Here is a 15,302-nt window from a genome sequence, read left to right as displayed (position 1 = left end):
CCCTCAACAAGAATGATTCTTGTTTGTTGGTGCGCGGAATTTGGGCTCTGAGCTCATTCAGCGGGCGGCACGTAACCCGCCGGCTGTTGGTGAAGTCTCACTTGCGCTGCGCGCAAATGATCCTTCCCCGCAGTTCCCTCGTTCGCAGGGCTCACTCGGTCGGCGGGACATACCCCGCCGGCTGCTCGGCGCCGCTGCCGAAGAAGAATTGCTCCATCTGGCGGGCCAGGTATTGGCGGGCGCGCTGGTCGGCCAGGTTCAGGCGGTTTTCATTCACCAGCATGGTCTGGTGCTTCATCCAGGCGGCCCAGGCCTCCTTGCAAACATTCTGATAGATGCGCTTGCCCAATTCGCCGGGATAGGGCGCGAAATCCAGGCCTTCGCCTTCCTTCTTCAGGTAAACACATTGCACCATGCGTGCCATAACAACCTCTGTTCGTTTAAGGGGAGGGGGCCGTGCCCCGGGATCGGACCGGTTTCAGCCGAGCTTCTTGACCAGCACCTGCGAGCGCCGGTCCCAGTTGTATTTGCGTTTGCGCTCCTCCGGCAGCCATTCCGGCTCGACCGGCGAAAAGCCGCGCTTGATGAACCAATGCATCGTGCGGGTGGTCAGCACGAAGATGCTGGCTAGGCCCATGGCCTTGGCGCGCTGTTCGATGCGCTTGAGGATGCGGTCGCCGTCGCCCTGGCCCTGCACCTCGCTGGAGACGGTCAGCGCCGCCATCTCGGCGGTGCGCGCCTCGGTATAGGGGTAGAGCGCGGCGCAGCCGAAGATCACGCCGTCATGCTCGATCACGGTGTAGGCCTCGATATCGCGCTCGATCTCATTGCGGTCCCGCTTGACCAGGGTGCCGTCGCGCTCGAAGGGCTCGATCAGCGCGACGATGCCGCCGACATCGTCCGGGTTCGCCTCGCGCAGGCTCTCCAGCTTCTCGTCCACCACCATGGTGCCGATGCCGTCATGGGTGTAGACCTCCTGCAGCAGCGCGCCGTCGACCGCCAGCGGCAGGATGTGCGAGCGCTCGACGCCGGCCTGGCAGGCCTTGACGCAATGCTGCAGGTAGAAGGCCACGTCGGTCGGCTGGGTCGGCTTGGGCAGGTTGGCCAAGAGGCGCTGCGCGTCGGCCAGGGCCAGTTCGGTGTCGATCGGGCTCTCCGGGTCATGTGGCACCTCGTGCACGCCGTCGACCTCCGTCATGAACAGCAGCTTGTCGGCCTGCAGCGCGATCGCGGCGCTGGTCGCCACTTCTTCCATCGTCAGGTTAAAGGCCTCGCCGGTGGGCGAAAAGCCAAAGGGCGAGAGCAGCACGATCGCGCCCGAGTCGATCGCGCGCTGGATCGCGGCCGCGTCGACCTTGCGCACCAGGCCGCTGTGCTGGTAGTCGACGCCGTCGACGATGCCCACCGGGCGTGCGGTCAGGAAGTTGCCCGAGACCACCCGCACCGTCGCGTTGGCCATCGGCGTGTTGGGCAGGCCCTGCGAGAACGCCGCCTCGATCTCGAAGCGCAGCTGGCCGGCGGCTTCCTGGGCGCAGTCCAGCGCCACCGCGTCGGTGATGCGCACGCCCTGGTGGAAGCGCGGCGTCTGGCCCTTTGCCACCAGCTGCTCGTTCACCTGCGGGCGGAAGCCGTGCACCAGCACGATCTTGATGCCCATCGCATGCAGGATCGACAGATCCTGCACGAAGGCGTTCAGCTTGCCGGCCGCCACCAGCTCGCCGGGCATGCCGACCACGAAGGTCTCGCCGCGGTAGGCGTGGATATAGGGCGCCACCGAACGGAACCAGGGCACGAAGGTATGGGGAAAGACAAGGCTCATCGAGGCGCGGGCGGGTAGGCGGCGGTTGGGCGGTTGAGGCAGGGTCAAAGAAAACCAGAGCGGAATTGTGCCGCAGCGCTCGCGGATAATCCGCGCCCAGTGAATTCCAAGCCATCCCCCCCCAGCAAGGGCCGCGCGCCGCGCGTGCCGGCACCGGCCAATCCGCTGCCCCAGACGATCGAGTTTCCCGAATCGCTGCCGGTTTCCAGCCGGCGCGAGGAGATCCAGCGGGCGCTGGCCGAACACCAGGTGGTGATCGTCTGCGGCGAGACCGGCTCCGGCAAGACCACCCAGCTGCCCAAGATCGCGCTGGCGATGGGCCGCGGCCGCGCCAATGGCGGCGGGCTGATCGGCCATACCCAGCCGCGCCGCATCGCCGCCTCCAGCGTGGCCAAGCGCATCGCCGAGGAGCTGAACACGCCGCTGGGCGAGATCGTCGGCTACAAGGTGCGCTTCCAGGACCGGCTGCAGCCCGGCGCCTCGGTCAAGCTGATGACCGACGGCATCCTGCTGGCCGAGACCCAGACCGATCCGCTGCTCAAGGCCTATGACACCCTGATCATCGACGAGGCGCATGAGCGCAGCCTCAACATCGACTTCCTGCTCGGCTATCTGCGCGAGGTGCTGCCGCGCCGGCCGGACCTGAAGGTGGTCGTGACCTCGGCGACGATCGACGCGGATCGCTTCGCCAATCACTTTGCCTCGGCCAAGGGGCCGGCGCCGGTGCTGATGGTCTCGGGCCGCACCTTCCCGGTGGAGCAGCGCTATCGCCCCTTCGAAGAATCGCGCGAGTACGACGTCAACGACGCGATCTGCGACGCGGTGGACGAGCTCTGGCGCGAGGGCTCGGGCGATGTGCTGGTGTTCCTGCCTGGCGAGCGCGAGATCCGCGAAGCGGCCGATGCGCTGCGCAAGCACCACCCGCCCGGCGTCGAGGTGCTGCCGCTGTTCGCACGGCTCTCCGAGCAGGAGCAGAACCGCATCTTTCAGCCGCATGGCGCGCCGCGCATCGTGTTGGCCACCAATGTGGCCGAGACCTCGCTGACCGTGCCCGGCATCCGCTATGTGATCGATCCTGGCCTGGCCCGGGTCAAGCGCTACAGCTACCGCAACAAGGTCGAGCAGCTGCAGGTCGAGGCCATCAGCCAGGCGGCGGCCAACCAGCGCGCCGGCCGCTGCGGCCGCGTCAGCAACGGCATCTGCATCCGCCTGTTCGACGAGAAGAGCTTCAACGAGCGGCCCCGCTTCACCGATCCCGAGATCCTGCGCAGCTCGCTGGCCGGCGTGATCCTGCGCATGAAGGCCCTGCACCTGGGTCAGGTCGAGGCCTTTCCCTTCATCGAGCCGCCGCCGCGCAAGGCGGTCGCCGACGGCTACCAGCTGCTCAACGAGCTGGGCGCGGTGGACGACCTGAACGAGCTGACGGCGATGGGCAAGGAGCTGTCCAAGCTGCCGCTGGACCCGCGGGTCGGCCGCATGATCCTGGAGGCGCGTACGCGCGATGCGCTGTCCGAGGTGCTGATCATCGCCAGCGCGCTGTCCGGCCAGGATGTGCGCGATCGGCCGATGGAGCAGCAGCAGGCGGCCGACGAGAAGCACAAGAAGTTCGACGACGAGAAGTCGGAGTTCATGGGCTATCTGAAGCTGTGGAAATGGCTGGGCGAATCGCGCGGCGGGGAGGGGGAGCACAAGCTCTCCAGCCGCAAGCATGAGCAACTGCTGCGCGAGAACTTCGTCAGCCCGCGCCGCGTGCGCGAATGGCGCGACATCTACTCGCAGCTGCACACCGTGGTCGCCGAGCATGGCTGGCGTCTGAACGGCGCGCCGGCCACCTACGAGCAGGTGCATCTGTCGATGCTGTCGGGCCTGCTGGGCAATATCGGCCTGAAGAACGACGAGGACGATTTCTACCTCGGCGCCCGTGGCATCAAATTCAACCGGCATCCGGGCGCGCACCTGAGCAAGAAGCCGGGGCGCTGGATCGTCGCGGCCGAGCTGGTCGAAACCACCCGCCTGTTCGGCCGCGGCATTGCCGCCATCGAGCCGCAATGGCTGCCGGGCATCGCCGGCCATCTGCTGAAGACCCAGCTGGCCGAGCCGCATTGGGAGAAGAAGGCGGCCGAGGTGATCGCGCTGGAGCGCGCGACGCTGTACGGCATCGTGGTCTACAGCAACCGTCGGGTGAACTTCGGCAAGGTCGATCCGGTCGCGGCGCGCGAGATCTTCATCCGCGAGGCCCTGGTCAATGGGGAATGGGACACGCGCCTGCCCTTCCTGGCCCACAACCGCAAGCAGATTGCCAAGGTCGAGGAGCTGGAGCACAAGTCGCGCCGCCAGGACGTGCTGGTCGACGACGAGCTGATCTACGCCTTCTACGACCAGCAGCTGCCGGCCGAGGTCTGCTCGGGGCATTCGCTGGAGCGGTGGTACCGCGAGGCCAGCCGCGGCAACCCCAAGCTGCTGCAGATCAGCCGCGAGGAGCTGATGCGCCACGAGGCGGCCGGCATCACCAGCAACGCCTTCCCGAAAACCATCCGCCTGGGCGGCGTCGACTGCAAGGCCGACTACCTGCACGAGCCGGGCGATGTGCGCGACGGCCTGACCGTCACCGTGCCGATCTATGCGCTGAACCAGGTCAGCGAGGAGCGCTGCGAATGGCTGGTGCCTGGCATGCTGGGCGCCAAGGTGCTGGCCCTGGTCAAGAGCCTGCACCAGAGGCCGCGCGCGCGCCTGGTGCCGCTGCCCGACTATGTGGCCGAGTTCTGCGAGCTCAGCGCCTTTGCCCAGGGCGGCCTGGTCGAGGCGCTGCTGAAGTCGGTCAAGGAGCGCACCCAGCTGGCGATCCAGAAGAACGACTTCAAGCTGGAGCAACTGCCCGCCCATCTGTTCATGAACTACCGCGTGGTGGACGAGCATGGCCGTCAGCTGGGCCTGTCGCGCAACCTGGCGGCGCTGAAGGCCGAGCTGGGCGGCCAGGCGCGGTCGGCCTTCCAGGCCCTGGCGGCGCTGAAGCTGCCGGGCTCGGCGGTGGCGCCGGCGCCCGAGCTGCCGCCGGTGGCCAAGGGCGGCATACGCGCTGAAGTGGTTAAGAAGCCCGCCGAGCAGGCCAAGCCGGCCCATGATGCCGCGGCGCGCTACACCGCCTGGACCTTTGGCACGCTGCCGGAGCTGATGGAGGTGAACAAGGGCGCCCAGACCCTGATCGGCTTCCCGGCCCTGATCGACCGCGGCACGCATGTGGAGATCGAGGTCTTCGACGAGCCCGAGGTGGCGGCCGCCAAGCACCGCCTGGGTCTGCGCCGGCTGGTGTCGCTGCAGCTGAAGGAGCCGCTGAAATACCTGGAGAAGAACATCCCGGACCTGCAGCCGATGTCGGTCGCCTATATGAACCTGGGCACGGCCGAGGAGCTGCGCGACCAGATCATCGGCGTCGCGGTGGACCGCGCCTTCCTGGCCGAGCCGCTGCCGGTGCACGAGTTCGAGTTCAAGACCCGGGTCGAGGAGGGCCGTGCGCGCCTGAACCTGATCGCCCAGGAAGTGGCGCGCTTGACGTACCAGATCCTGCTGGACTTCCAGGCCGCCAGCCGCAAGCTCAAGGACAGCCGCGCGCCCAAGGAGGTGGCGGACGACATCGCCGCCCAGCTGCAGCGCCTGATGCCCAAACATTTCGTCACCGCGACGCCCTGGAGCCAGGCGCAGCATCTGCCGAGATACCTGAAGGCGATCACCGCGCGGCTGGACAAGTTCCGCGCCGATCCGGCCCGCGACTCGCAGCGCCTGGCCGAGTTGCGGCCCCTGGAGCAGCGCTTCCTGCGCCGCCTGGCCGAGCTGAAGGGCACGCGCGACGCGCGGCTGGAGGACTTCCGCTGGCAGCTGGAGGAGCTGCGCGTCAGCCTGTTCGCGCAGGAGCTGCGCACGCCGCAGCCGGTGAGCGTGAAAAGATTGGAAAAAGTCTGGGCGCAGTTGAGCGCCTGAAGGGTTTGCCCCCGGATTCGCGGCTTGTTTGCCGCATCGGCAGGCGCACAATCTGTGTCAAATAGCAACATAAGACCTTGGTCCAACCCACCAACGCGCACCCTGTGCCGAATGCCGATCTCAATGCCGGCCAGCCCGCCGCTGGCGCCCCTGCGACCGCCGCTCCCGGCGCGGCCGTGCTGCGCCGCTTCGGGCGCTTCGAACTCAAGGCCCTGCTGAACAAGAGCAGCCGCAGCATGCTGTGGCTGGTGTTCGACCCGCGCAGCAGTCAGGAGCTGATGCTGTGCATGCCGCGCCAGGCGCCCAACAACCCGTCGGCGCTGAGCCATTGGCTGAAGATGGCCGACACCGGCGCGCGCATCCAGCATCCGAACCTGGCTCATGTGGTCGAGGTCGGCCAGGTCGAGCATTGGCCCTATGTGGCCTACGACCGCGCCCTGGGCGAGACCCTGGACGAGCGCCTGACCCGCGTCGGCCCGCCGCTGCCGGTGGATGCCGCCGGCTGGGTCTGCCAGTACCTGGAGGGCCTGGCCTTCGCCCATGAGGCGGGCCATGCGCACCGCGACATCCAGCCTGCCACGATGCTGATCGATGCCGCAGGCCATGTGCGGGTGCTGGGCCTGGAGATCGCGCAGGAGGTCTTTCCCGCCGATGCCGACTACGGCACGGTGGCGCGCCGCGCGGCGCGCGAATCGGCCGAGGAGGACGTGCTCTGCGTCGGCCTGCTGCTGCACCGCATGCTGAACGCCCGCCCGGTGCTGGACGAGAACGACCTGCAGCTGGTGGTGCGCCGCATGCAGCCGATCGGCCATGAGCTGGTGCGCCTGTCCTTCGAGACCCCGCATCCGATCGCCGAGCCGCTGCGCGCGATCGCCAACCGCGCCGCCGACCGCCAGGCGCGCCAGCGCTACCACAGCGCCCGCAGCTTCTGGCGCGCGCTGGACGGCTGGCGCGGCGCGGCCAGCGAGCAGGGCGGCATGATCGCCCAGCTGATGGACCGGCTGCAGCGCGTCGGCCATCTGCCGATCGCCTCGCTGCGCCTGCAGCGCATCGGCCAGTCCTCGGCGATGGAGGCCCAGCATGCCAGCGAGCTGTCCGGCCTGGTGCTGCAGGACATGGCGCTGAGCCTGGAGCTGCTGCGCCGCGTCAACAACGCGCTGAAGGCCCAGGGCCAGGCGGTGGGTGGCGGCGCGATCCTGAACATGCAGCGCGCGATCGCGATGCTGGGTCTGAACGGCGTGCAGCAGGCCGCGCGCGGCCTGAAGGCCTGGCCCGGGCCGCTCAGCGAGGCCAATGCCGCACGCCTGCAGAGCCTGATGAAGCGCGTGCAGCGCGCCGGCCAGGTGGCGCAGGCGCTGCGCCCGGCCGGCTACGACGGCGAGGTGGTCTACCTGATCACGCTGATGCAGAACCTCGGCCGCCTGCTGCTGCAATACCATTTCCCGGACGACGCCCAGCAGATCCGCCAGCTGATGGTGCCGGCCGAGCCGACCGCCGACAACCCGCATCCCACCGCGATGAGCGAGCAGGCTGCGGCCTATGCGGTGCTGGGCTGCGATCTGGAGGCGATGGGCACCGCGGTGGCGCGCTACTGGAGCCTGGGCGACGAGCTGCTGCACATGATGCGCCGCCATGCGCCCGACACGCCGGTGCGCGCCAGCGCGCACAGCGGCGACGCCGAGCTGCTGCGCCTGACCTGCAGCCTGGCCAACGAGATCATCGACGCGCTGCAGCTGCCCGAGCAGAAGCGCCAGGCCGGCGTCGAGCTGGCCACGCGCCGCTATGCGCGCGCGCTGGGCATCAGTCTGCGCGACGTGCTGCTGGCGCTGAACCCGGCCGCGGCCGAGGCGCAGGAGGGCGCCGCCGCGCCGGCCGAGGCCCAGCCGCCGGCCTTCCAGCATTCCCAGCCCTCGGCGCTGCGCGCCAAGCTGCGGCCGCGGGCCGACGGCGCCGAGCCGCAGCCGCCCCCGCCGGCGGAGCCGCCCGTCCCGTCCTGAGGCCAGCCGCTTCGCCGTCGCCCCCGCGCTTTCACAACAAGGTCCTCCATGCCCGCCTCCCCGCCCGCCGCGCCGCTGCCGCCCGCGCTGGGACGTTTCCGCCCGCTGCGCCAGCTGGGCCGGGGCGCCCAGGCCGTGGTCTGGCTGGCCCATGACCCGCGGCTGGACCGCGAGGTGGCGCTGAAGGTGCTGCTGGCCGGCGCCGCGCCGGCCCATGTCGAGGCCTGGCTGCATGAGGCGCGCGCGGTCAGCCGCCTGACGCATCCGAACATCGTGCCGGTGTTCGAGGCCGATATGCAGGGCGGCCAGGCCTATCTGGTGTTCGAGTATGTGGCCGGGCAGACCCTGGCCGAGCGCCTGCGCCAGGGCCCGCGCCCGGACCCGCGCCAGGCGGTGGAGCTGATGCTGGGCGTGCTGGACGGCCTGACGGCCGCGCATGCTGCGGGTGTCGTGCACCGCGACCTGAAACCCTCGAACATCCTGCTCGATGCCAAGGGCCGGCCGCGCGTGATGGACTTCGGCATCGCCGGGCGCCTGAGCGAGGCGGGCCGGCCGCAGGGCATCGTCGGCACGCCCGGCTATATCTCGCCGGAGGCGGCGCGCGGCGAGGCGCCGGCCGCCTCGATGGACGTGTTCGCGGCGGCGGTGATGCTGGCCGAGCTGCTGTCGGGCCAGCGCCTGAATGCCGACCCTGATCCCTGGCGCGCGGTGCGACGCGCGGCCGAGCAGGACCTCTTGCTGCCCTCGGGCCTGGACGCGGCGGTGGACGACAAGCTGCGCGCGATCGTGCAGCGCGGCCTGGCGCGCGACGCCGCGCAGCGCTGGCCGAGCGTGCGCGCGCTGCACGATGCGCTGCATGAATGGCTGCATCCGGCGGTGGCGCCGGCCGGCGACGCGGGCGATACCGCGGCGCTGGACTTCCTGCTGCGCCGCATGCGCCACAAGACCGATTTCCCGGCCATGTCCGACGCGGTGGGCCGCATCCAGCGCCTGACGCAGTCGGAGCACGAGAGCATCACCAGCCTCTCGAACGAGATCCTGAAGGACGTGGCGCTGACCCACAAGCTGCTGCGCCTGGTCAACACCGCGCAGTTCAGCCATGCCGGCGGCGGCAGCATCTCCACCGTCTCGCGCGCCGCGGCGCTGATCGGCTTCGCCGGCATCCGCAACCTGGCGCTGTCGCTGATCCTGCTGGAGCGCATGGAGAACAAGGCCCATGCCCAGCTGCTGCGCGAGGAGTTCCTGCGCTCGCTGATGGCAGGCTCGCTGGCGCGCGAGCTGTGCCTGGTGCAGCGCGAGAACGAGGAGAGCTTCCTGGTCGCGATGCTGCAGAACCTGGGCCGGCTGCTGACCGAGTTCTATTTCCCCGAGGAGGCGCAGCAGGTGCGCCGCGTCACGCGCCCCGAGCGCCGCCCCGGCGAGGCCGCCGCGCCGCCGGTCAGCGAGGCGCTGGCCTCGGCCCAGGTGCTGGGCCTGAGCTACGAGCAGTTGGGCCTGGGCGTGGCCCGGCAATGGGGGCTGCCGGACACCCTGCAGCGCGGCATGCGCCGCCCCGACGGCGAGCCGCCGATGCGCCTGCTGGACAACCCGGCCGAGCGCCAGCGCTGGCTGGCGCGCGCGGCCAACGAGATGTCGGACCTGATCCTGCAGACCGAGCCGGAGCAGACCCATGCGCGGCTGAAGGCGATGGCGCAGCGCTACTCGCGCTCGCTGGGCGTGCCGATCGAGGCCTTCGACGCGGCCGCCGATCAGGCGCGCCAACGCCTGGCCCAGCTGGCGCAGGCGATGGACATCAAGCCCGCCAAGCAGTCGCCGGCGCAGCGCCTGCTGGCGCCGGTTGTGCCGACCCAGGACGACAGCCTCTCGCCGCATGAGCTGCAGGCCACACTGGTGGCCGATGCCACGGTCGACATGAGCCGCGAGCAGGCGGCCGAGACCCTGGCCGCCGGCATCCAGGACATCACCAATGCGATGGTCGAGAGCTTCAAGCTCAACGAGGTGCTGCGCATGATCCTCGAGACCATCTACCGCAGCCTGGGTTTCCGCCGCGTGATCTTCTGCCTGCGCGATCCGCGTATCGAGGCGCTGACCGGCCGCTTCGGCCTGGGTGAGGGCGTCGAGGCGGTGGTGCCGCTGTTCCGCGTGCCGCTGAAGACGCCGCCGGGCGTGCATGCGGACCTGTTCGCCGCGGTCTGCCAGAAGGGTGTGGACACCCTGATCGCCGACGCCTCGGTGCCGAAGATCGCCGAGCGCCTGCCGGACTGGTTCCGCGGTGCGCCCAAGGCGGCGAGCTTCCTGATCCTGCCGATGGCGGTGAAGGGCGCGCCCTTCGCGATGATCTATGCCGACAAGGCGCGGCCCGGCGGCATCGACCTGGGCGAGAAGGAGCTGTCGCTGCTGCGCACCCTGCGCAACCAGGCGGTGATGGCCTTCCGGCAGGCGAACTGACTGATCAGCGACCGCGGTGGTGGTAGCCGCGCGGCCGGTGCGGCGGGCCCCAATGGCCGCCGACCCAGCTGCGGCGCCCGGCCTGCCAGGTCCAGTAGCCGTCGATCCAGACATGGCCGACCACCGGCGGCGGGCCGCGGTGGTAATAGCCGTCGTCGACCGCATAGGCCGGCCCGACCGGCGCGACCACGCAGCCGCTGAGCCCCGTCAGCAGGGCCGCGGCGCCGACGAGGGCAAGGCGCGAGAAAACACGATGGCGCATGGCGGACCTCCTGCGAAACGCGGTACCTGCCTTGGCAACGCGTCGCGGCACCGGCGCGATGACGCCGGCGCGGCAGGATTACCTGCGCGAAACAGTTGTGTCCGCGCTGCGCATTTTCTTCAGTAGGGGCCCTGGGCCAGCCAGCGCTCCAGCTGCGGCAGGCGGTCATTGCCCCAGAAGCGTTCGCCCTCGACGATGAAGAAGGGCGAGCCGAACACGCCGCGCGCCTCGGCCAGGTCGATCTCGGCCTTCAGCCGCGCGCGGGCCGCGCCCTCATGGCCCAGCGCGCGCCATTCCTCGGCCTCGATGCCCAGCGCCCGGCCGATCTCCTGCAGCACCTCGTCCTGCGCGATATTGCGGTCCTCGACGAAGTAGGCGCGGAACACCGCCTGCGCGAAGCGCCGGCCCAGCGCCGGGTCGCGGTCCTTCAACGCATGGAAGATCTTGGCCGCCTGGTCGGTGTGCAAGCCCAGCGAGCTGGGCGCCTTGTAGGGCACGTCCATATAGGTGGCCAGGCGCTGCACATCGCGCAGGATGTACTCGCTGCGCATCACGCTGTTGGGGATGCGGATGCGTTCCAGCGACTGGAAGTTCGCGTCCAGCACGATCGCATGCCAGTTCACCGCGCGGCCATGGCGCGCCGCCAGTTCATCGATCGACTGCGCCGCGATATAGCCATAGGGCGAAGCGAAGTCGAAGTAGAAATCGATCGGTGCGGACATGTGCAAGAGGCTCCTGGTCGTGGCTGCATGCAGTTCGCCGCGGCGCGACGGTTGCGCGCGGATTGTAGGCAGGCGGGGGAGACGGGAGGAGTCTGTCGCGTGCGGGCGCGGCAGAGAAAAGAGGGGTGGGGTTGACGAGCCTTACCCCCGGCACTGGTCACAACGGTTAGGGCTGCTTGGTTCCCCACCTGACCCGGTTGGCCGCGCTTCCATGCGAGGAGGCCCGTCAGCGCGCATTGTAAGCGATGCGCGCGGGGTCCCGAGGCAAATGGTGCGGGATGATCCTCATCACAGGCCGAGCAGCGGCGCGCGCGTGTAGGAGATGGCCATCACATAGGCCAGCAGCAGCAGTGCGGCCAGGTAGACCGGCAGGCTGATGCGGTCCTCGCGCATCGACCAATGGGCGCAGGCGCCGTAGCCGCAGACGGCGATCAGCTTGGCCAGCAGCCAGTCGTCGCGCAGGGGATCGAAGTGCAGCAGCACCCACAGGCTCAGGCCGCTGACCACCATCAGCAGATTGATCGCGAAGGCGATCAGGCCGCCGCGGCTGTCGGTGGCCCAGCCGGTGGCGCCGGCCTGGAAGGCCAGGCCGCGCACCGAGAACATCAGCACGCTGCACCAGGCCAGGATGCGGTGCAGCTCCAGCATCTGCGTGTAGAACCAGTCCACGGTGGCGATATCCCCTCTCGCTCGATGGCGCCAGCTTGGCCGGCGCTCGAGGGGCTGTCAAGCCGGGACCGGGTGGCCCGGGCGGCTCAGCGCAGCTGCAGGTCGTCGTCGCTGAAACGGATGTCCAGCGGCTCGATCAGCAGCTGCTTGGGGCCGGCTTCCAACGCGCCGGCGACCCAGGCGTCGACGCCGCAGGCCTTGGCGATCTCGACGGTGCGCTCGGCCTCGGCGGCCGGCACGAACAGGGCAAAACCTGCCCCCATGTTCAGGGTCGAGTAGGCCTCGCGGTCGTCCTGCTTGGCCTGTTCCTGGATGAATTTCAGCACCGGCGTGACCGGCGGCACCGTGTGGATGCGGTAGGTGAACTGGCCCGGATGGCGCAGCAGCTTGCGCCAGCCATGGCCGGTGATGTTGGCGCAGTAATGCGGCGTGATGCCGGCCTTGAACAGCGCCTCGGTGACCGGCGAATAGAGCATGGTCGGGGCCAGCAGGGCCTCGCCGTAGCTCAGGCCCGGCGCGATCTCGGTCAGGTAGCCCTTGGGCAGGCGCTCCACCAGCTTGCGCGCGAGGCTCAGGCCGTTGGCATGGATGCCGCTGGAGGCCAGCAGCACGATGGCGTCGCCGGGGCCTAGTTTGTCGCCGACCGACAGGCGGGTCTTGGGATTGATCAGGCCGGTGCAGGAGGCGGCCAGGTCGATGCGGCCTTCTTCCACGATGCCGGCCAGCGCTGGCGTCTCGCCGCCGCCCCAGGCGACCTGGCAGGTGTCGCAGGCCTTCTTCCAGCCGGTCACCAGCTCGTTGGCGCGCAGCTTGTCGCCGAACCAGTCCGAGCCACCGGCGGCCCAGTAGGCCTGCACCACCAGCGGCGTCGCGCCGACGGTGATCAGGTCGTTGATCGCCATCGCGATCGTGTCCTGCGCGATGCCGGCGTAGAAGCTCTTGCCGGTGAGCTTGCTCATCTCGTCGGCCACCAGGGTCTTGGTGCCCAGGCACTCGACGATCGAGGCCAGGTAGAACGGGCCCACGTCCACCACATAGGCCGACTCGCCGCGCGAGGCCGGCACTTCGCTGAAACCATGGCCGCCCAGATGGGCGCCGGTGGCCGCGGCCGCGCGCTGGGCGGCGATCTTCAGCGGGTCGATCAGGTCGTAGTTGACACCGGCTTGCTCGTAGCTGAGGGTGTCGGGCGAGGAGGGGGCGTGCGTGCTCATCCGGCAATTATCGTTCACCCGGTATTGGGTATTCGCGCCCGCCGCCGGGCCGCCCCAAGGCGGGCGCCGCAGGGATGCATGGGCGGTTGAACCGCCCATGCATCCCGTCCCCTCGGGGGACCGACCGGCCCCCGGCCCGAGCCGGGGACCCGGGCGAGGGGCACATAGAATGCTGTGCATGAGCTACCAGGTCCTCGCACGCAAGTATCGCCCCCACAGTTTCGAAGAACTGCGGGGCCAGGAGCATGTGGTGCAGGCCCTGGCCAATGCGCTGACGCAGCAGCGGCTGCACCATGCCTATCTGTTCACCGGCACCCGCGGCGTGGGCAAGACCACGGTCTCGCGCATCCTGGCCAAGAGCCTGAACTGCACCGGCGCGGATGGGCAAGGCACGATCACCGCCCAGCCCTGCGGCGTCTGCGAGGCCTGCCGCGACATCGATGCCGGCCGCTTCGTCGACTATGTGGAGCTGGACGCGGCCTCCAACCGCGGCGTCGAGGAGATCTCGCAGCTGCTGGACCAGGCGGTCTACAAGCCGGTGGTGGGGCGCTTCAAGGTCTACATGATCGACGAAGTGCACATGCTCTCGAACACCGCCTTCAACGCGATGCTGAAGACGCTGGAGGAGCCGCCCGAATACCTGAAGTTCGTGCTGGCCACCACCGATCCGCAGAAGGTGCCGGTCACCGTGCTGTCGCGCTGCCTGCAGTTCAATCTGCGGCCGATGGCGCCGCAGACCGTGCTGGAACATCTGACGGCCGTGCTGGCCACCGAGAACGTGCCGGCCGAGGCGGGCGCGCTGCGCCTTCTGGCGCGCGCGGCGCGCGGCTCGATGCGCGATGCGCTGTCGCTGACCGACCAGGCCATTGCCTTCGGCGCCGGCCAGTTGAGCGAACCTGGTGTGCGCCAGATGCTGGGCACGGTCGACCGCGGCCATGTCACCGCCATCCTCGACGCGCTCGCCGCGGCCGATGGCCCGGCCCTGGTCGCCCAGGCCGAGGCGCTGCGCGGCCTGGGACTGTCGCCGGCCGGCACCCTGGAGGATCTGGCCGGCCTGCTGCAGCAGATGGCCGTGGCCCAGGCCGCGCCCAAGGCGCTGGACGAGCAGGACCCGGACACGGCCGAGGCCAAGCGCCTGGCCGCGCTGCTGCCGGCCGACGAGATCCAGCTGATGTACAGCATGGCCCTGCATGGCCGCCAGGAACTGGCGCTGGCGCCGGACGACTATGCCGGCCTTACCATGGTGCTGCTGCGCATGCTGGCCTTCCGCCCGAGCGGCGCTCCTGTGGCGCAGCCGCGCCGGCCCGAGGCGGCAGCTCCGGCGGCGCCGGCACCGGTGGCTGCCGCCGCGGCCAGCGCACCGCTGCTGCGCCCGGCCGCGCCGAGCCTGGCGGTCAAGCCGCCCGAACCGGCGCCGGTGGCCGTTGCGCCAGCGCCGACACCCGTGCCGGCACCCGAGCCCGCCGCGGTGCAGGCGCCCGAACCCGAGCCGCCCGTGGTCAAGGCCGCGCCGCCGGCACCTGTTCCTGCCCCAGCTCCGGCCCCGGCCCCCAGCCTGCGCGGCCAGGCCGCCCCGATCGCGCCCAGCGCGCGGCTGCGGCCGCGCCCGGTGGCGGCCGAGCCCAAGCCCGAGGAGGCTGCCGGCGACGAGCCGCCGCCCTGGCTGGATGCGCCGCCCTCGGACGAGGACGGTCTGGCGGCCGAGGCTTCGTCCGACGCCGACCTGGGTCCGTCCGAGGCCGAGTCGAGCTCCTATGCCTCCACCGCCGGCGCCGATGTGCAGCTGGTGCCGACCGCGCTGGGCGAACGCTGGGCCACGACGGTCAAGCGCCTGCCGCTGGTGGCGATGGCGCGCGAGCTGGCGCTGCAGGCCGAATGCATCGGCCTGGACGAGCAGGCCGAAACCATGGTCTGGCAGCTGCGCGTGGAGCGCGACTCGCTGCGCCAGCAGGGCCTGCAGGACAAGCTGCAGGCCGCGCTGAGCACCCTGCTGGAGCGGCCGGTGCGGCTCGAGGTGAGCCAGGGCGTGGCCCAGGATTCGCCGGCGCTGCGCGATGCGGCCGAGGCCCAGGCGCGCCAGCGCCAGACCGAACAGATCGTTTTCGACGACCCGCTGGTGCAGCAGCTGCTGGCCCAGTTCAAGACCGCGCGCATCGTGCCCGGGTCCATCAAACCCCACTGAGTTTCCAAGGAGATATG

Annotated in this window: 10 protein-coding genes and 1 other RNA gene; 4 read left to right on the top strand and 7 right to left on the bottom strand. The window is 70.0% G+C overall.

Annotated features, from left to right (window positions below):
• Window positions 1-151: 151 nt before the first annotated feature.
• Together G8A07_RS19225 and argA are read right to left on the bottom strand one after the other, a co-directional pair.
• The gene (locus tag G8A07_RS19225) at window positions 152-424 is read right to left on the bottom strand and encodes an oxidative damage protection protein (protein ID WP_195793596.1); all 273 of its coding nucleotides are present in this window, start codon (window positions 422-424) and stop codon (window positions 152-154) included.
• Window positions 425-478: 54 nt separating this feature from the next.
• Window positions 479-1,819 carry an amino-acid N-acetyltransferase gene (argA, locus tag G8A07_RS19220; RefSeq protein WP_195793595.1) on the bottom strand — a complete coding sequence of 447 codons (1,341 nt, stop codon included), beginning with the start codon at window positions 1,817-1,819 and terminating at the stop codon, window positions 479-481.
• 144 nt (window positions 1,820-1,963) lie between these two features.
• On the opposite strand from argA, the gene hrpA reads away from it, so the two are divergent.
• The 3 genes from hrpA (at window position 1,964) to G8A07_RS19205 (ending at window position 10,239) form a co-directional block, all read left to right on the top strand.
• Complete coding sequence (gene hrpA / locus G8A07_RS19215) at window positions 1,964-5,794, top strand: ATP-dependent RNA helicase HrpA (RefSeq protein ID WP_195797855.1); 3,831 nt, start codon at window positions 1,964-1,966, stop codon at window positions 5,792-5,794.
• 77 nt (window positions 5,795-5,871) lie between these two features.
• On the top strand, window positions 5,872-7,791 hold the full coding sequence (locus G8A07_RS19210) for an HDOD domain-containing protein (protein WP_249937057.1): 1,920 nt from the start codon (window positions 5,872-5,874) through the stop codon (window positions 7,789-7,791).
• 48 nt (window positions 7,792-7,839) lie between these two features.
• Window positions 7,840-10,239 carry a serine/threonine protein kinase gene (locus tag G8A07_RS19205; RefSeq protein ID WP_195793594.1) on the top strand — a complete coding sequence of 800 codons (2,400 nt, stop codon included), beginning with the start codon at window positions 7,840-7,842 and terminating at the stop codon, window positions 10,237-10,239.
• A 4-nt stretch (window positions 10,240-10,243) separates the two neighbouring features.
• On the opposite strand, the gene G8A07_RS19200 is transcribed toward G8A07_RS19205, so the two are convergent.
• From G8A07_RS19200 to G8A07_RS19180, 5 genes are all read right to left on the bottom strand, one after another.
• On the bottom strand, window positions 10,244-10,501 hold the full coding sequence (locus G8A07_RS19200) for a YXWGXW repeat-containing protein (RefSeq protein ID WP_195793593.1): 258 nt from the start codon (window positions 10,499-10,501) through the stop codon (window positions 10,244-10,246).
• Window positions 10,502-10,620: 119 nt separating this feature from the next.
• Window positions 10,621-11,223, bottom strand: coding sequence for a 2-hydroxychromene-2-carboxylate isomerase (locus G8A07_RS19195; RefSeq protein WP_195793592.1), 603 nt, complete (start codon window positions 11,221-11,223; stop codon window positions 10,621-10,623).
• Window positions 11,224-11,353: 130 nt separating this feature from the next.
• Window positions 11,354-11,451, bottom strand: an RNA gene (gene ffs / locus G8A07_RS19190) — signal recognition particle sRNA small type.
• 60 nt (window positions 11,452-11,511) lie between these two features.
• Complete coding sequence (locus G8A07_RS19185; protein WP_195793591.1) at window positions 11,512-11,892, bottom strand: SirB2 family protein; 381 nt, start codon at window positions 11,890-11,892, stop codon at window positions 11,512-11,514.
• A gap of 86 nt (window positions 11,893-11,978) precedes the next feature.
• A complete protein-coding gene (locus G8A07_RS19180) occupies window positions 11,979-13,103 on the bottom strand; it encodes an AIR synthase-related protein (RefSeq protein ID WP_195793590.1) in 1,125 nt (374 codons plus the stop codon).
• A 178-nt stretch (window positions 13,104-13,281) separates the two neighbouring features.
• On the opposite strand from G8A07_RS19180, the gene dnaX reads away from it, so the two are divergent.
• Complete coding sequence (gene dnaX, locus G8A07_RS19175) at window positions 13,282-15,285, top strand: DNA polymerase III subunit gamma/tau (RefSeq protein ID WP_195793589.1); 2,004 nt, start codon at window positions 13,282-13,284, stop codon at window positions 15,283-15,285.
• Window positions 15,286-15,302 lie beyond the last annotated feature (17 nt).

The organism is Roseateles sp. DAIF2 (assembly GCF_015624425.1).
In the GTDB taxonomy this organism is placed as follows: Bacteria; Pseudomonadota; Gammaproteobacteria; order Burkholderiales; family Burkholderiaceae_C; genus Kinneretia.
Note: the sequence above shows the minus strand (reverse complement) of the source record. Positions and strands in the feature narration are given on the sequence as shown.